At 61.1% G+C, this 15,350-nt stretch carries 15 protein-coding genes and 1 pseudogene; 10 read left to right on the top strand and 6 right to left on the bottom strand.

What is annotated here, in order from left to right:
- Nucleotides 1-223 precede the first annotated feature (223 nt).
- Nucleotides 224-1,093 (bottom strand): helix-turn-helix transcriptional regulator, encoded by an 870-nt coding sequence (locus MHI61_RS10280; protein WP_239791914.1) that lies wholly within the window; start codon nt 1,091-1,093, stop codon nt 224-226.
- A gap of 92 nt (nt 1,094-1,185) precedes the next feature.
- On the opposite strand from MHI61_RS10280, the pseudogene MHI61_RS10275 reads away from it, so the two are divergent.
- Nucleotides 1,186-2,076: pseudogene (locus MHI61_RS10275) on the top strand (SDR family oxidoreductase).
- Between the two features lie 269 nt (nt 2,077-2,345).
- On the opposite strand, the gene MHI61_RS10270 reads toward MHI61_RS10275, so the two are convergent.
- Nucleotides 2,346-2,555, bottom strand: a complete 210-nt coding sequence (locus tag MHI61_RS10270; RefSeq protein WP_239791913.1) for a hypothetical protein — start codon at nt 2,553-2,555, stop codon at nt 2,346-2,348.
- A gap of 1 nt (nt 2,556) precedes the next feature.
- Complete coding sequence (locus MHI61_RS10265) at nt 2,557-2,757, bottom strand: hypothetical protein (protein ID WP_239792823.1); 201 nt, start codon at nt 2,755-2,757, stop codon at nt 2,557-2,559.
- Nucleotides 2,758-2,914: 157 nt separating this feature from the next.
- Here MHI61_RS10265 and MHI61_RS10260 point away from each other — a divergent pair, with 157 nt between their 5' ends.
- Entirely contained in the window at nt 2,915-3,088 is a 174-nt protein-coding gene (locus MHI61_RS10260; protein WP_097584329.1) for a hypothetical protein, read from the top strand.
- Between the two features lie 263 nt (nt 3,089-3,351).
- Nucleotides 3,352-4,281: a hypothetical protein gene (locus MHI61_RS10255; protein ID WP_239791912.1), complete on the top strand. Its 930-nt coding sequence runs from the start codon at nt 3,352-3,354 to the stop codon at nt 4,279-4,281.
- 6 nt (nt 4,282-4,287) lie between these two features.
- On the opposite strand, the gene MHI61_RS10250 is transcribed toward MHI61_RS10255, so the two are convergent.
- From MHI61_RS10250 to MHI61_RS10240, 3 genes are all read right to left on the bottom strand, one after another.
- Nucleotides 4,288-4,797, bottom strand: coding sequence for a cytochrome P460 family protein (locus tag MHI61_RS10250; protein ID WP_239791911.1), 510 nt, complete (start codon nt 4,795-4,797; stop codon nt 4,288-4,290).
- A 242-nt stretch (nt 4,798-5,039) separates the two neighbouring features.
- Nucleotides 5,040-5,483 carry an SRPBCC family protein gene (locus tag MHI61_RS10245; RefSeq protein WP_064682539.1) on the bottom strand — a complete coding sequence of 148 codons (444 nt, stop codon included), beginning with the start codon at nt 5,481-5,483 and terminating at the stop codon, nt 5,040-5,042.
- Between the two features lie 142 nt (nt 5,484-5,625).
- A complete protein-coding gene (locus MHI61_RS10240; protein WP_239791910.1) occupies nt 5,626-6,318 on the bottom strand; it encodes a type 1 glutamine amidotransferase domain-containing protein in 693 nt (230 codons plus the stop codon).
- A 242-nt stretch (nt 6,319-6,560) separates the two neighbouring features.
- Between MHI61_RS10240 and MHI61_RS10235 the strand changes: the two genes are divergently transcribed.
- From MHI61_RS10235 to MHI61_RS10205, 7 genes are all read left to right on the top strand, one after another.
- Nucleotides 6,561-7,562 carry a LacI family DNA-binding transcriptional regulator gene (locus MHI61_RS10235; protein ID WP_239791909.1) on the top strand — a complete coding sequence of 334 codons (1,002 nt, stop codon included), beginning with the start codon at nt 6,561-6,563 and terminating at the stop codon, nt 7,560-7,562.
- 168 nt (nt 7,563-7,730) lie between these two features.
- A complete protein-coding gene (locus tag MHI61_RS10230) occupies nt 7,731-8,765 on the top strand; it encodes a sterol desaturase family protein (protein WP_239791908.1) in 1,035 nt (344 codons plus the stop codon).
- Nucleotides 8,762-9,073 carry a MocE family 2Fe-2S type ferredoxin gene (locus MHI61_RS10225; RefSeq protein ID WP_239791907.1) on the top strand — a complete coding sequence of 104 codons (312 nt, stop codon included), beginning with the start codon at nt 8,762-8,764 and terminating at the stop codon, nt 9,071-9,073. The genes MHI61_RS10230 and MHI61_RS10225 overlap by 4 nt, the downstream gene beginning before the upstream one ends.
- 513 nt (nt 9,074-9,586) lie before the next feature.
- The gene (locus tag MHI61_RS10220; RefSeq protein WP_239791906.1) at nt 9,587-11,239 is read left to right on the top strand and encodes an EAL domain-containing protein; all 1,653 of its coding nucleotides are present in this window, start codon (nt 9,587-9,589) and stop codon (nt 11,237-11,239) included.
- A 75-nt stretch (nt 11,240-11,314) separates the two neighbouring features.
- The gene (locus tag MHI61_RS10215; protein ID WP_239791905.1) at nt 11,315-11,821 is read left to right on the top strand and encodes a hypothetical protein; all 507 of its coding nucleotides are present in this window, start codon (nt 11,315-11,317) and stop codon (nt 11,819-11,821) included.
- Nucleotides 11,818-12,990 carry a class I SAM-dependent methyltransferase gene (locus tag MHI61_RS10210; RefSeq protein ID WP_239791904.1) on the top strand — a complete coding sequence of 391 codons (1,173 nt, stop codon included), beginning with the start codon at nt 11,818-11,820 and terminating at the stop codon, nt 12,988-12,990. The genes MHI61_RS10215 and MHI61_RS10210 overlap by 4 nt, the downstream gene beginning before the upstream one ends.
- On the top strand, nt 12,987-15,347 hold the full coding sequence (locus MHI61_RS10205) for a SpoIIE family protein phosphatase (RefSeq protein WP_239791903.1): 2,361 nt from the start codon (nt 12,987-12,989) through the stop codon (nt 15,345-15,347). The genes MHI61_RS10210 and MHI61_RS10205 overlap by 4 nt, the downstream gene beginning before the upstream one ends.
- Nucleotides 15,348-15,350 lie beyond the last annotated feature (3 nt).

The following is a 15,350-nucleotide window of genomic DNA, read 5'->3' as shown; positions in this document are numbered from 1 at the left end:
AGATCGACAATGCCCGATATACAAATTCTCGCCTGGCGCCGTGCAGTCGGAATAGGCTTGCTCGGAGCGGCGCTGAAAGGCGCCGTGTCGATAATAAAAGCAGCGAAGGCGCGATGGCAAGCCGCCGCAACACGAAGGGCAGTCAGGAAACTTACGCGGGACCAGCTGGATGATATAGGTTATCAAATACCAGATCGGCCCACGCTCGAAATCAGGGCAGGAACTATGACAAACCTGATGTCGATGAGGTAGACGACCGCCCCCGCCCGACGCCCACCAATCCCTCAATCTTCGCTGCATCCTCGGCCGTCGCCGGATTATACACCACCATGCTGAGGTCGGGCCGGCCATCCACCTGAAACGCCGAATATTCGAAGGAGAGCAGCCCTAGCACCGGGTGCTTGATGTGCTTGGCGCCCTCGCCGTGGGTGCGCACGTCGTTGTCCCGCCACATGGCCAGGAATTCCGGGCTCCTGCGGCAGAGTTCGTCGACGAGCGGCTTCACCTGGTCGGCGGCACCGGCGCGGGCGGCATCCACCCGGAAGGCGGCAACGACGAAGCGGGCCACACTTTCCCAGTCATATTGGGCGGCGCGCACGCGCGGATCGAGGAAGATGAAGCGCAGCACGTTGCGCTCTTCGGGCGGCAATGCGCCGTAATCGGTCAGAAGCACAGTCGCCGCCCGGTTCCAGGCGATGACGTCCCAGATGGCGTTGCGGATCAGCGCCGGGCTCGGGTCCAGCGCATCGAGCACGCCCTGCAGGCGCGGCGTCACGCCGTCCTGCCTGCGATAGCGCACCTCGGGCGGGCGGCCGAGGCCGATGAGGAAAAGATGCTCGCGCTCGATATCAGTCAGCATCAGCGCCCGCGAGATCCGGTCGAGCACATCGGCGGACGGCGCGCCGCCGCGGCCCTGCTCCAGCCAGGTATACCAGGTCGGGCTGATATTGGCGCGGCTCGCCACCTCCTCGCGACGCAGGCCCGGCGTGCGGCGGCGCTCGCCGGCAAAGCCGAAGGCGGCCGGATCGAGCTTGGCGCGGCTATCCTTGAGATAGGCGCCCAGCCGGTTTTCGGAGGTGATGAATTCATCCATCCTGTTAGCTATTATACCATGATAAGACCACTACTTTACCAGGATACAACATTGATCGATATGTGTCTCCAGCCCAAAACGGAGATATCGACATGCGCGTATTCGTCACCGGAGCCACAGGCTGGGTCGGCTCGGCCGTCGTCAGCGAATTGATCGCCGCCGGCCATCAGGTGCTGGGCCTTACCCGATCGGAAAAGGGCGCTGAAGAATTGGCGGCCGCCGGTGCGGCCGTCCACCGCGGCACGCTTGAGGATCTGGAAAGTCTGAAGCGCGGCGCGGCCGAGGCCGATGGCGTCATCCACACCGGCTTCAATCATGATTTCTCGAAATTCGCCGAAAACTGCGCCCTCGACCGCCGCGCCATCGAAGCGCTCGGCGAAGCCCTACAGGGATCGGATCATCCCCTGCTGGTCACGGCAGGCCTCGGCCATGCGCCGGGCCGCATCGGCACCGAGAAGGATCCGCCGATGCCGACCACCGAGACCTATCCCCGCGCCTCCGAAATCACCGCGGTATCGCTTGCCGCGCGTGGGCTTCGCACCTCCACCGTCCGGCTGCCGCCCTCCGTACACGGCCATGGCGACCACGGCTTCGTACCCATCCTGATCGATGTCGCCCGGCGCACAGGCGTCTCCGCCTATATCGGCGAAGGGCAGAACCGCTGGCCGGCGGTGCACCGGCACGATGCCGCCCGCGTCTACCGCCTGGCGCTGGAGCGCTGCGCCGCGGGCGGCCCCTTCCTGGCGGTCGCAGAAGAAGGCGTCCCCTTCCGCGAGATCGCCGAACTCATTGGGCGGCGGCTGAACGTGCCGGCAGTCTCGCTGTCGCGGGAAGAGGCCGCAGAGCATTTCGGCTAGTTCGGTATGTTCGCCGGCTTCGACGTGCCGACGTCGAGCGCCCACACGCAGGCACTGCTCGGTTGGGAGCCGACCGAGCCCGGTCCCCTCGCCGATATCGACCACCCGGCTTATTTTGGCGAATGAGCCGGTCGTGATCAGAGCGCGTCCTACGGGCTCCGCCTTTCAGGAGAGGGATGTTGGAGGATGCCGCGCTCGATTATGGACGTTGCAACGCTCTCGATGGGAGGCGGCCACGAGATGCGCTGCAGCTGTCCGGCTGGCGCAGACAACCAAGCGAGCCTCATCCTGAGGTGCGTAAGGGGCCTCGAAGGACGGGGCGGGCGCGCTGGCACCGGATGCCAGAACAACCGCAAGAGGCCGGGATGCCGCCAATCGATGCGGACAAAACTGAGCTACCGCATCCGCCCTTCGTTCGTCTCGGCGGGATCATAGTTGATGTCCCAATCCTTCTCCGGCTTCTTCTTGCCCGGCGGGTTCCGGTTGACCGTGGCGTCCTCCGAGCCGGTGATGACCGTCGGCTTGGCACCAGCAACCCCGCTGGCCTTTCGGTCGGCCCGGGATTTGGCGAATTGGCCGGCCGCGTCTTTCTCGGGATTGCCCATCTCATTCGCCTTTCTGCTTCATCGCGTCGCTGAAATCCTTCATTTCAGGGTCGCGGTTGTTTTCGTTGTTGGCGTCGCGGTTCTTGTCCGGATCGTCCTTGGCCTTCAGGTAGCCGCGCGGCCTATTGCCCTTCGGTCCTTCCCAGCGGGGGGATTGATCGGTGGTGCCGGGAGCGCCGTCCTTGGGTGTCGTCATGCCCATCGTCGTTTCTCCTTGGTTGAGTAGGAAGAACCGCAAAAAGCCGGAACAGTTCCAGCCTTTTGAGATTGCCGCGGGAGCGGTCGGCGCAAAAAACATGGAACAGTGTCGCCGCCCATCGGTTGGTGAAAGGTCGCAACCCTGAAACATGGAGCCGAAAATGAGCAAGACCAACGTTCGTGATCTTCAGAAACGCGCCGAACAGCAGGTGAAAAACACCAGCGCCGGCGGCCACCTCGGCGGCACCTATTTCGGCCAGCAACCCGACGGCAAAACCACCTCGGACAGCAGCAACGACAGCGCCAAGGCTCGGCCGAACGATGGGAGCAATTGAAGCGATAGCTGATGCTACGTCTGGCCGGTAAATAAGGCCATTCGCTCAATAAATCCTTTGCGCCCAGCGACGTGGGCGCACTCCTACCGGGCTCTTCAAGCCGATCACTGGAGCGAGGGCAGGCATTTCCCCTCCTTTGGCAAACTGCCCTGCTTGCCCGGCTCGATTGACCTACTCGTCATTGATTGGCAACAACCCTGCCCTAGCTTAGGCTCGCGGCCGGCCGGCCGCAGCGGGACATCATCCGACAGCGGAGGGGCGACGTGGGATCCTATTCGATTGACGATGCGATCCGGGAGCTTGTCCCGGTTCTCTCCAAGGCGCCGGCGACCGCCGTCAGCGGCGAATGGACCGCCACCACCATGCAGGCCGGCCATTCCTCAAGAACGGGCGGCTACCGCGATGCGGCGGGACAGCCCGTGTCGGACGATTCCCGCGATCTGCTGCGCGTCATCGGCGATGTCGTCGAAAAACTGGATGAGGCAGCGACCGAGCGCTTCAACACGGTGGTGATCCGCTGGAAGAAGCCGGCCCTTCCTTTCATGCGGGCGCAGGTGACGATCGAAACCAGTTTCGACCAGGCGATCGTGCCGCGCGGCCCCGACGACCCGATCTACGAGCGCGCCGCAAGCGCCCGCCGGGCCTTCTGGCAGAGCCGCGGCACCATGCACGAAACTTTTGCCGCCGAGCGCGCCACGGCCAATGTCTACGCCCAGACCAAGTGGTTCGGTCCACACCGCCGGATCCTGGCGATCGATGCGCCGGGAAGGATGATCCTTGCCTCCGACGGTCTCTCCACACCCTGGGCCGGCATCTCCGAACCCGAGAACGGCGTCGAATGCGAACTCTTCATGGAATTCGGCGCCGCCACCCTGGATGCGACCACGATCGGCGACTGGGGAAATCTTTTGATCAACCTCGGCGATCTCGTGGCCGACGGCTACCGCGTCGCCCGCGATGTCGAAAAACATGGCGCCATCCTGTTCTGCCGGCTGACGGAGGATTACCTCCCCCTGACCCGCATCATCCTCAGCCGTGATCCTGGCCGGATCGACGGCATGCCCTTCGGCTCCGTGCCGCTGATCCGAACAACGGCAGTTGCCGAAACCGAGATCGAGAGCCGCGATCCCGACGAGGACTGGGGCGCGACGGCGGCGCGCCAGGCGCTGGCGAACCGCGGCATCGAGCTTTAGGCAAGCTCAAGGCGCGTAGCGTGTGAAGACAAAATCATGGTCTTTCACACTGCCGACATGACAGGAAAGACAGGTGTCGTGCTGCGCGGCGTCAACCGGCTTGCCGTTGACGAACCTTCCGAAGCCCCAGCCATGGCTGTCGGGATATTTCTTGGAGTCTTTCACCATCACCTGCACCGTGGTCGGAGCCCCCGGCACCGTCGCCGGCGCAAATTCCGTCGATTGTTTGCGTTTGTAGGCAAGCTTCACCAGGATCGACCCGTCGGGAAACGGCAGCGTGCCCTTCTTGTATGCATCAACGGCAATATCGTTGCCGAGGACCGCACGCAGTTCGTCGAGTGGCGGCGCTTCCTGTGCCGGCGCGATGAATTTCCAGTCCCTGTAGCCATCAGGAATGGTGACGCCATAGATCGGCGAGGCGTTTTCCGGTGGGGCGCCGGACGCCGTGGAAGAGAAGACGGCGGCGCTGAGGGCGAGACTGGACATGGCAAATACGCCAAGAAGAGCAAGCTTCATTGAAAACTCCTGCCGGACCGATGTTCTCAGGCAGGATCGTTTCGGATTGTATCTGACGAATGTCAGTCTCCGGCCGAAATGTATCGAAGTGTAGCCGTATTCGCCCCGGCTGGGTATTCCTGTCCCTCGGCCTCTCCCGAGGGATACCGCAGGAATGGCGGGAAGAGAGGCAGCGCCAGGTTACGAGGCGACGCAGCAATCCGCCGCGTCTGCCATCTCTCGCAAACCTGGCGCAGCCGCCTTTATTCGTTGATATCCGGCTCGACGACCTTGGCGAGATTGCGCAGCGATTCCTGCCAACCGAGATAGCAGGCCTCGGGCGGAATGACGTCGGGCACGCCGGCCTGGGTGATATTCACCTCGGTGCCGACCGAAACCTTCTTCAGCGTGACGGTGACGTCCATTTCGCCCGGCAGGTTCGGGTCTTCGAACTTGTCGGTGTAGCGGACGCGTTCACCCGGGACGAGCTCGAGGAACTCGCCGCCGAAGGCGTGGCTGTTGCCGGTCGTGAAGTTGCGGAAGGACATTCTGAAGGTCCCGCCGACGGCCGGTTCCAGATGATGCACGGTGCAGAGAAAACCGTTCGGCGGAAGCCATTTGGCGAGGGCGTCTGCCTCGATGAAGGCGCGATAGACCTTTTCCGGGCTGGTCGCGAAAACGCGGTGCAGGCGTATGGTGCTTGGCATGGTGGCGATCCTTTTGTGGACGGAATGAACGAGCTAAGGACGGATAAACCGTCGCCGACCCGACAGGGAACCGATCTTTTCTTCGAGAAAAATCACGCGAAGCTGAATTGCGCCGCGCCGCAGACACGTTTGCCCCTGCGCGTCAGGCTGCGGCCTGATTGCCCAGCGCGTTGAGCAACAGGCGGGCGGCCTGTTTCGACGAGGCGGGGTTCTGTCCGGTGATCAGCTGATCGTCCTGGACGACGTGCACGGCCCAGTCCTTAGTCGCTGAGAACTTGGCCCCCTGCTCCTTCAACACGTCTTCGAGCAGATAGGGCACGACCTCGACGAGTTGCACGGCAGCCTCCTCGGAATTGGTGAAGCCGGTCACCGTCCGCCCCTTGGCGATCGGCCCGCCATCCGGCGCCTTGACCTTGGTCAGGATCCCCGGCGCGTGGCAGACGAGCGCCAGCGGCTTGCCTGCCGCGAGCGTCTCCTCGATCAGCGCATGGGCGTTGCGGTCGTTCGTCAGATCCCAGAGTGGGCCATGGCCGCCGGGGAAGAACACGGTGTCATAGTCGGCCTGGTCGATGTCAGACAGCCGCAGCGTATTGGCAAGCGCGGCTGTGGCGGCCGAATCCTGTTCGAAACGCCGCGTGTCTTCCGTCTGAAACGCCGGCTCGTTGCTCTTCGGATCGAGCGGCGGTTGACCTCCTTTTGGCGAAGCGAGCGCGACCTCGGCCCCGGCATCACGAAAGACGAAATAAGGAGCAGCAAGCTCCTCGAGCCAGAAGCCCGTTTTCTTGCCGGTATTTCCCAGCTGATCATGCGATGTGAGAACCATGAGTATTTTCATTGCTCAGCTCCTTCGGCCCGGCCGGCGGACAAAGCCTTCGCGTCCGGTTTAACGGTGAAATACTGCCTGCAATCTCATGCTGAATGCCGAAATCATAGATCGGCCGCCCCCGCGACACAAGCCTCCTGGCCTCGACTGGATCCGCCCGAATACCGCTGTGAGTTTTGAGGCTGAGGTGTATGAAGAACGACAGCTTGCGCATACGATCGCCGACGTCGCGCAAGCGTCCGGGGACGTTGGAAATGAGCAAGCCGAATTATCGGGATATCGCCCGCCACGCCGGCGTCGGAACCGCCACGGTCGAGCGGGTCCTGAACGGGCGCGGCGGTGTGCGCCCGGAGCTGGTCGAGAAGGTCATATCCGCCGCGCGCAGCCTGGATTACCCGCGCAAGCTTCCCGACGCCCATCGCGGCCTTCTCCGGATAGAAGTGCTGATGGTGCGGCCGGAAACGAGCTTCTATCGCCGCCTTTCCCTCGCCTTCGAAAGAATTGCGGCGACCCTCGACCCATTGGTCGTCGTGCACCGCAGTTTCACCGACGAGATGAATGCCGAGGCGATCGCGCGACGTATCCTGTCCACCGACCTTCCCCGCGCCGGCCTGATCCTGGCCGTGCCGAGCAGCCCCCTGATCGGCGCCGCGGTGGAGAAGGTAAATTCGCAAGGCCTGCCCGTGGTCCACGTCGTTACCCGCGCTTCCGAGCGCGTCGGCGAATTCATCGGCATCGACAACGCCGCCGCCGGCCGGACCGCCGCGCTCTATATCAGCCGAATGGCACCTCGGAGGGGACCGGTGGTGGCGATCTGCCATCCGATTTACCAGGTGCATCGCGATCGGATCCGCGGTTTTTCAGACTATTTTCGCAATCATCCCGGCGCCTCCAGCTTCGAGTGGCTGGGGTTCGGCGGCGACGAGGAGCGCGCCAGCGCCGACCGGCTGTGGTCGGCTCTGGAGATGTATCCCGAGCTTGCCGGGCTCTACAATGCCGGCGGCGCCAATTCCGCCCTGATCGACGTGCTGCGCCGACATCCTGGCGGTCGTAACGTGTTTTTCGTCGGGCACGAACTGACCGACTATACGCGCACGGCGTTGCTGGACGGCATCATGGACGTGGTGCTCGACCAGGCGCCGGAGGCGCAGGCGCGCCGGGCGCTCGATCTCGTTCTGCACCGCATCGGCCTGACCGATATCAAACCGGACCAGGCACCGATCCGTTTCATTACCATCACCAAGGAAGGGCTTTGATCTAATTTGATCAAGGAAGGCTTCGCCGTTCCAAACTCCCGCTGCTAGTTTCGCATCGGGGAGAGTTCGGCGCGGCAAGGACCCGGCGGATCAAGGCGCAAGTGGCGCTCTCCTTTAGCAAAAACATGTGCGGGCCCGGAGACATCCGGCGCCCGGAAGGAGATGCGAATGGATGATCTGAAATTCGGCAAGCGCAACAGGCGCGGCGACTGGGCGCCGGATCGGCCGGTCGAGACCGCGCCGCTTTTCGCCTTCCCGCCGCAGCTGACGGCGGTCCTGAAATGGCTGCCGCATTATTTCCTGCCCTGGAACCTGATTTTTGCCGTCTCCGCGCTCGCCTACTGGGCCTGGATCATCCCCCCGGTCGAAACGATGCGGACGCTGAGCCCTGGCTGGATCGCCTGGCTCTACGCCGTCAACGCCATCGCGGTCTTGCTGTTCTACGGCGCCTTCGAACTGCATCTCTATGTGCTGAAGCGACAGGAAAACCGGTTCAAGTACAATGGCAAGTTCCCTGCCGACCAGAAAAACAGTGCCTTCTGGTTCCAGAGCCAGAACCGCGACAATATGCTGCGCACCTTCCTGTCGGGCGTGGTGATCTGGACCGCCGTCGAGGTCGGCATGCTCTGGGCCTATGCCAACGGCTATGCGCCGTGGCTCGGCTTTGCGGAAAATCCCTGGACGCTGGCGCTCGTCGCGCTCGTGGTTCCAATCATTCACGAATTCCACTTTTTCTGCATCCACCGGCTCATCCACACGCCCTTCCTCTACAAATGGGTGCATTCGGTCCACCACAATTCGGTCAACCCCTCACCCTGGTCGTCGCTTTCGATGCATCCGATCGAGCACCTGCTCTATTTCGGCACCGCCTTCTACCATCTGCTCCTGCCGTCCAACCCGGTCATCATGCTCTACCAGCTGCATTATGCCGGCTTCGGGGCAATTCCGGGCCATGTCGGCTTCGACAAGGTCGAGATCGGCAAGGACGGGCTGGTCGATAGCCACGCCTATGCGCATTACCTCCACCACAAATATTTCGAGGTGAATTACGGCGACGCGCTGATCCCGCTCGATAAGTGGTTCGGCACCTGGCACGACGGCTCCCCCGCAGGCGAGGCGCAGATGCAGGAGCGCTACCGCAGGCGCAAGGAAAAACTCGCCGCCCGCAAGGCGCGCCTGGAAGTCGAAGGAGCCGCCGAATGACCTGGGTCACAGCTGGCAAACTTGACGACATCGAACAGGAAGGCGTCATCCGCTTCGACCACGGCGGGCGCACCTACGCGATCTACCGCGGCCCCGACGACAGCGTCTACTGCACCGCCGGTCTCTGCACCCACGAGGCGATCCATCTCGCCGATGGACTGGTCATGGATTTCGAGGTGGAATGTCCAAAACATTCCGGCGCCTTCGACTACCGCACCGGCGAAGCGCTGCGACTGCCGGCCTGCGAGAACCTCAAGACCTATCCGGCGGAGGTGATCGACGGGGAGGTTCGCGTGGCCGTCGGTTAGGCCACGCATATCCGATCGGCGCGATGGGCCGCCGGGATGCCGGAGCAGGTTTTCGTCAGGGCAAAGGATTGGCGAGGGGCATACCCCCGAGCCGATCGCCTTTGATCCTGGCTAGAGATGCCCGGCCCACCGGCCGCATTCGCTTCGCCATGGCGAAGCGATCGGTGCGTCCGGAGATTTTCAGCTTTGCAGATTTGCCAGGCAAATCTGCGGGAGGTTGGCTGAAACGGGTCGGCTGATCGGCCGGCCGACTCCTTTTGAGCCAACAGAATGCTTCAATCTAACCAGGAATGGCTCTAATTCCTTCTCTCACCCGCCCCTCGCGGCAGCTTCTCAATGCCGACAAACGACTCCGTCTCATCGGTGCGGGCGTCCACAGCGGCGAACACGCCCGGCGGAGGTTTGGGGATTGTTAATCAGAAATGCCTAATGTAAATCTTAACGAGCACAAGTTGTGCGGGAGTAGAGTTGCTATAATATCTGGTAGGATATTCGATAGGGAGAGCCTCCTACATGCGGAAAATTCCTGCTGCCCGCCTAGCCCTCGGAAAGCCGGAGGCAGAAGCTTCGAGCTTGAGCGACCGGCTTTTGTTCTTTGACCGCGATTTCAATCCCATCGAGGATCTGCACGGCAATGCGCTGCCCCCGTCCGTCAAACCAGCCGCCTCCTTCTGGGAGCATTTTCCGGAGCTGGACAAAACTGCGGTTACGCTCGCGTTCCGTTCACTGGATGATAGCGGCCAGCCGTTGCGAATATCGGGCGATCTCGGCGCCCCCGACTCACACGGCCTGACGATCTACCGGATCGGCGACCTGTTTGCCGTGGTCCGATCCGAGGGACCGGTTGACGATGAACGCGCAACGCTCTTGCATCTCGCAACCCATGATCCGCTGACCGGACTGCCGAACCGGCGCCAGTTCAGCGAAGACCTGACCACCCTGTTGCAAAAAAATGCAGGCTCGAACAAGACTCTGTCGTTGATGCAGCTCGACCTAGACGATTTCAAACCCGTCAACGACACGCTCGGGCATGCCGCCGGCGACAAGCTTCTCCAATCGGCGGCAAGGCGTATTCTCGCCTGCCTTTCCAGCGATGACAGAGCCTATCGGCTGGCCGGCGATGAATTCACGGTGATATCAGTGGGCTCGGGACAACCGGCAAAAGCGCACCGTTTGGCAGAGGATCTGGTTGCTGCGTTCAAAAAGCCCTTTACCATAAACGGCATCGCAGTCTTTGTCGGCACCAGCATCGGCATATCCACTGCTCCAACGGACGGGACAACTCCGGAAGAGCTTATGAAGGCGTCCGACCTCGCACTCTACACCGCCAAGAAAGAGGGGCGCGGGCGGGCAAAAGCCTTTGACCCGGCAATGCTCGAATTGCTGGAGCAGCGGGAACTGCTGCGCCGCAGTCTTCGCATGGCCCTGGTCCAACAGCAATTCTATGTCGAATACCAGCCTATCGCCGAGGGCGGCTGCATCGTCGGCTTCGAAGCATTGTTGAGATGGCATCATCCCCTGCTCGGAAAGATTCCGCCGGCGTCATTCATTCCGATGGCCGAGGCGGATGGAATGATGCCGGAGATCGGCGCATGGGTTTTGGAGCAGGCATGCCATGAGGCGATGAAGTGGCCGGAAAACTACCTAGTCGCCGTCAATCTGTCAGCGGCTGAATTCCTGACAAGCGGCCTCACCGACCGGATTTCCCAGACGCTGGACCTGGTCGGACTTCCGCCCGAACGTCTGGAGCTCGAAATAACCGAAAGCGTGCTGCTCGAGCGCACCGTTAACAACATCGACACCCTGAACACTCTTAATGTGCTGGGCATTCGAATTTCGCTGGATGATTTCGGGACGGAATATTCGTCCCTGAGCTATCTGAAAACATTTCCTTTCGATACGATCAAAATCGACAAATACTTTATCACCGATCTCGAAACCGATCTGAAAAGTCAGGCAATCGTCCGATGCATCGTCAACCTTGCACATGACCTCGACATGCAGGTTACAGCCGAGGGGGTCGAGACGCCGGGTCAGGCGGAATGGTTGCACAGCGTCGGCTGCGACAGGCTGCAGGGCTATCTGGTGAGCAGGCCGCTTGCCGTGGAGGCAATTGACGACTTCATTGCCCGGGCGGATGCATCCAAGATCCACGCTCGACAATAGTGCTTTACCGATCTTTCGCCGTGCTTTTAGATCGCATGCAAATCTGACGCTCCAGACCGACGAACGGAGGGTGTATTGGAAGAGGAAGCATCCCGCTTCGACGACCACGCATTTGTGCCAATGGTATCGCTGGAAATGAACGTTGCGGTGTTCAAATCTCAATGGCAGTTTTGCGACGAGATTACCGAATATCTCTCCGACATTCTCGGCCAGGGTCACAGCGATCCCGCTCGGTACGCCAACTTTCTTTCAGTCGCGGCAAACGAGCTGATCGAACTCGCCTTTCGCGCGACGAACGGACGGGGCACGATAAGTTTCAGCCTCGCCCGCAGCGCGACGTACAATCGGCTGCGAATTGCGTTTCCTTGCGATGAGGAATTTCGCCGCAAACACGTGAGGGCAGGATCAGGCAAAATCCACCCTAGCCCCGACGGTAGGCCAGATCACCCGGTCACGAAGTCCGATGAGGCTTTGCTCAACAATTTGGCGGCAATATTCGGCGCCGCCATCCACATCGAGAAAGACGGCGCGGACAGGATCGGCATCATTGCCGATTTCCCCTCGGCCGAGGATTTTCAATGAGCCTGCTTTCCATGCCCTTCACCGTGCGGTTTGATCCGACAAATCAGGAGCTCGTGCTGTCCGGCAAGATGCGGCCCGAAAGTGCTGCCGAGATTGCCGATGCGCTCGAACTGGTGCGGCAGAGTTTGGAAAAATACAGCGGCATCGTTTACCTCAACGTCAAACGTCTGACGCACATCAACATGACGGCCTTCACCGCTCTGTGCGATATCCTCGCCGCCGGCTGCCGAACGAGGCCGGAACGGAAGATCAAGATCATCACCTCGAGCGTGATGGCATGGTCTGCTTCGCTGTTCGAGATGCTGGCGGCATCGCTGCCGAACCTGTCGGTCGAGATCTATGATTCGGCGTTCTATCCCGGCCAGAGCTTTGTCGAGGACGAGTCTTTCATTCCTATCCTGCGCACGCAGACGAAAATGACCTGGAGGCACGAACGCGAACTTTTGCCGCGCCACGGTCTGCGCAGCGGTGTCGCCATGGCGGATATCTGCTGCGGCATCGGTGATTTTGCGGGTTTGGTCCAGCGGGAATTCAAACCGGCGCGCCTTGTCGCGCTCGATCATTCCGTGCGCAGTCTCGACTATGCCCGCAAGGTCGCCGCCGGCTTCGATCTGCAAGGCATCGAATACACCTATGGCGACGCTTCCCAGATGCTGCTTCGAGACGATCAGTTCGACTTTGTCACCTGCCGGCACTCGCTGCAGATTTTCGACCGCCCCGAAATGCTGCTGCGGGAGCTTTATCGCATCTGCAAGCCCGGCGGCCGGGTCTACATTACCAACGAAAAGAATTCGCATTGCCTCGGCGAGCCGCATGCCAACTCGATAAAATGGACTTACGAGCAAGTCGCCAAATTGTTCAGCCACTTCGACATGGATGTCGAGATGGGACCGAAAAGCCGCCATCTTCTCCTCAACGCCGGCTTCGAGGACATCAAGGTCGACTGCTTCATGGTGACGAATCTTGACGGCGATCCGCAGGACTTCGCCGACATCATCGAAGCCTGGGAAAACGTCTATGCAGGCCAGATGGCGGTGCGCCGCGGCAACTCGGCGGAATTTATTCGCCAATTCCGGCAGGGATTCAAGGATCACGTCTTTGCCGCTCTTCACCCCAAGGGTTATGCAGGCTGGCCGATCTGGGCAGCTTCTGGTCGAAAGCCGCTATGATGGACGGGCACGTATCGAAGAGACCGATGGGACTGCGCTCGTTTCGAGCAAAGTTCATCCTGGTCGTCGGCGGCGCCGTTCTTTTTGACCTGCTGGTCAGCGGTGGCCTGGCGCTCTGGAACGTTCAGAGGCTCTCGCGCGATGCAACGCTCGAAGTCGGCCAGGGTCTTGAAGCCGCGAGCCAGGAATATATCCGCACCTATGCCGATTCGACGGCAGCCCAGGTGAATTTGCTGCTGCGGCAGGTTCACAACGACGTCGACACTCTGGCGGGCGTGCTGCAGGCACAGATCGACAATCCCGCCCGCAATTCCGACGTCGGCACGGCGATCGCCCGCACGTCGCCCGGCAGCGTCAGCCTGTCTTACGACGAGAAGGGGAAATGGTCTCAGAACGCGCCCGGCTCCGCTTCGGTCGTCAGCGTCTGGGGTTACCTGCTCGGACAGGACCAACAGCCGACGCCCGACGTTGCGCGCGATATAGAGACAAGCGCGGTTCTCGACCTGGTTGCGCCGAGCCTGCTGCAGCACGGCGCTTCGAAGCTGCAGATGTATTACATCGGACCGAAGGAACGACCGATCTTCAGGACGGCGCCCTACACCGATCAGGCCCAGACGTTCGATCGCCTCTACCCCGGGCACAACGAGGCCGATTTCTGGGAATTCTTTTTCCCCGGCCTTTATGAGTCCTGGCAAAGCTGGGCCAGGGACGCGAAAACGCGGCCGGTCGCCGACGACATCACACAGACGGCGCCCTATACCGATGCCATCACCGGCAAGCTGATCGTCAGTTTCTTTCATCCGCTCTGGACCGCCGACAGGCAGGGTGTCGCCGGGACGGCCGGCGCCGACATTACGCTCGACCAGCTCGCCCAGACGGTGGAAAATGTCAAAGTCGCCCAGTCCGGCTTCGGATTCCTGGCAATGTCCGACGGCAACGTGGTCGCAATCAATAGCACAGGCGAAAAGACGCTCGGCCTGGTTTCTGCGAGCGGCGCGAGCGGAACCGGCGTGACCGGGCTGGAGCGTTCGCTGAAAGGAAGCTCACAGCCTGCGATCGCGAAACTGGCGCTCGACCGCGAACAGGGCATCCAGCACCTGCTGTTGCAGAAAGACGGCAATGAAGTTCCCTATATCGTCATCGTCAAGAAGCTGCCGGCAACCAATCTCTGGTCCAGCGGCCCGGTTCGGCAAGAGGCGATGCTGCTCGGGGTGGTTGTGCCGGAACGGGAAATCGACGCCTCCCTCTATGCCGCCCAGGCCAAGATATCCGAGGCCACCAACCGGATCGTGATCTACCAGATCATCGCAATCCTGATGTCGCTGCTGATCGTGGCGATCGCCGTGTTTGCGGCTTCGAAACGCATAACCAGCGGAATCAGCGCCCTTGCCGGCGCCGCCAAGCGGATCCAGGCGCAGGACTATTCCGTCAGAGTGGCGATAATGAGCAAGGATGAGGTCGGTGCGGCCGGTGAAGCCTTCAATCGCATGGCCGAACAGATCAGCTATCACACCGAAAATCTCGAACAGCTCGTCGAGGAACGAACGGCCCAGATCGAAGATGCGAAGGAAGAGATTTCGGCACTGAACGCACAGCTCCAGCGGGAAAACCGCCGGCTTGGAACGGAGCTCGCCGTCGCCGAGCGAATCCAGATGATGGTTCTTCCGCTGCAACAGGAGCTGGAAGACTTTCAGGACATCGAGATCGCAGCCTATATGCGGCCCGCCGAAGAAGTCGGCGGCGATTATTACGACGTCTTGAAGCACGGCAAGCGGTTGAAGATCGGCATCGGCGACGTCACCGGCCATGGGCTCGAAAGCGGCGTGCTGATGCTGATGGTCCAATCCGTCGCCCGCGCCCTTCAGGAAGCAGGAAATACCGACGCCGTCGAGTTTCTGGCGAATCTGAACAGCGCCCTGTTCAAAAACATTGTGCGGACCAGGATCGACAAGCATCTGACGCTGGCTTTTCTCGACTATGACGGCAAAGACATGATCCTGTCAGGACAGCACGAGGAAGTCGTCATCGTGCGGGCAAACGGCGAGATTCAACGCATCGACACCATGGATCTCGGCATCCCGATCGGGTTGGAAGCCGATATTTCCGACTTCATCAAGACTCGTGAAATCGCGTTCGAGAAAGGCGACCTGATACTCCTGCATACCGACGGGGTGACGGAAGCCGAAAACGACGCGGGAGAACTGTTCGGCATCGAACGCCTGTGCCGGGAGGCGCTCCGTTTGAAGGATCAGAGCGCTGAGAAAGTGGTTTCGGAAATTGTCGCGACATTAATGCTCTTCATCGGATCACAGAAAATCTACGACGACATCACGCTTCTCGCAGTGCGGCATAGGTGAGAC

Source organism: Rhizobium sp. K102, assembly GCF_022385315.1.
Taxonomy (GTDB): Bacteria; Pseudomonadota; Alphaproteobacteria; order Rhizobiales; family Rhizobiaceae; genus Rhizobium; species Rhizobium croatiense.
Note: the sequence above shows the minus strand (reverse complement) of the source record. Positions and strands in the feature narration are given on the sequence as shown.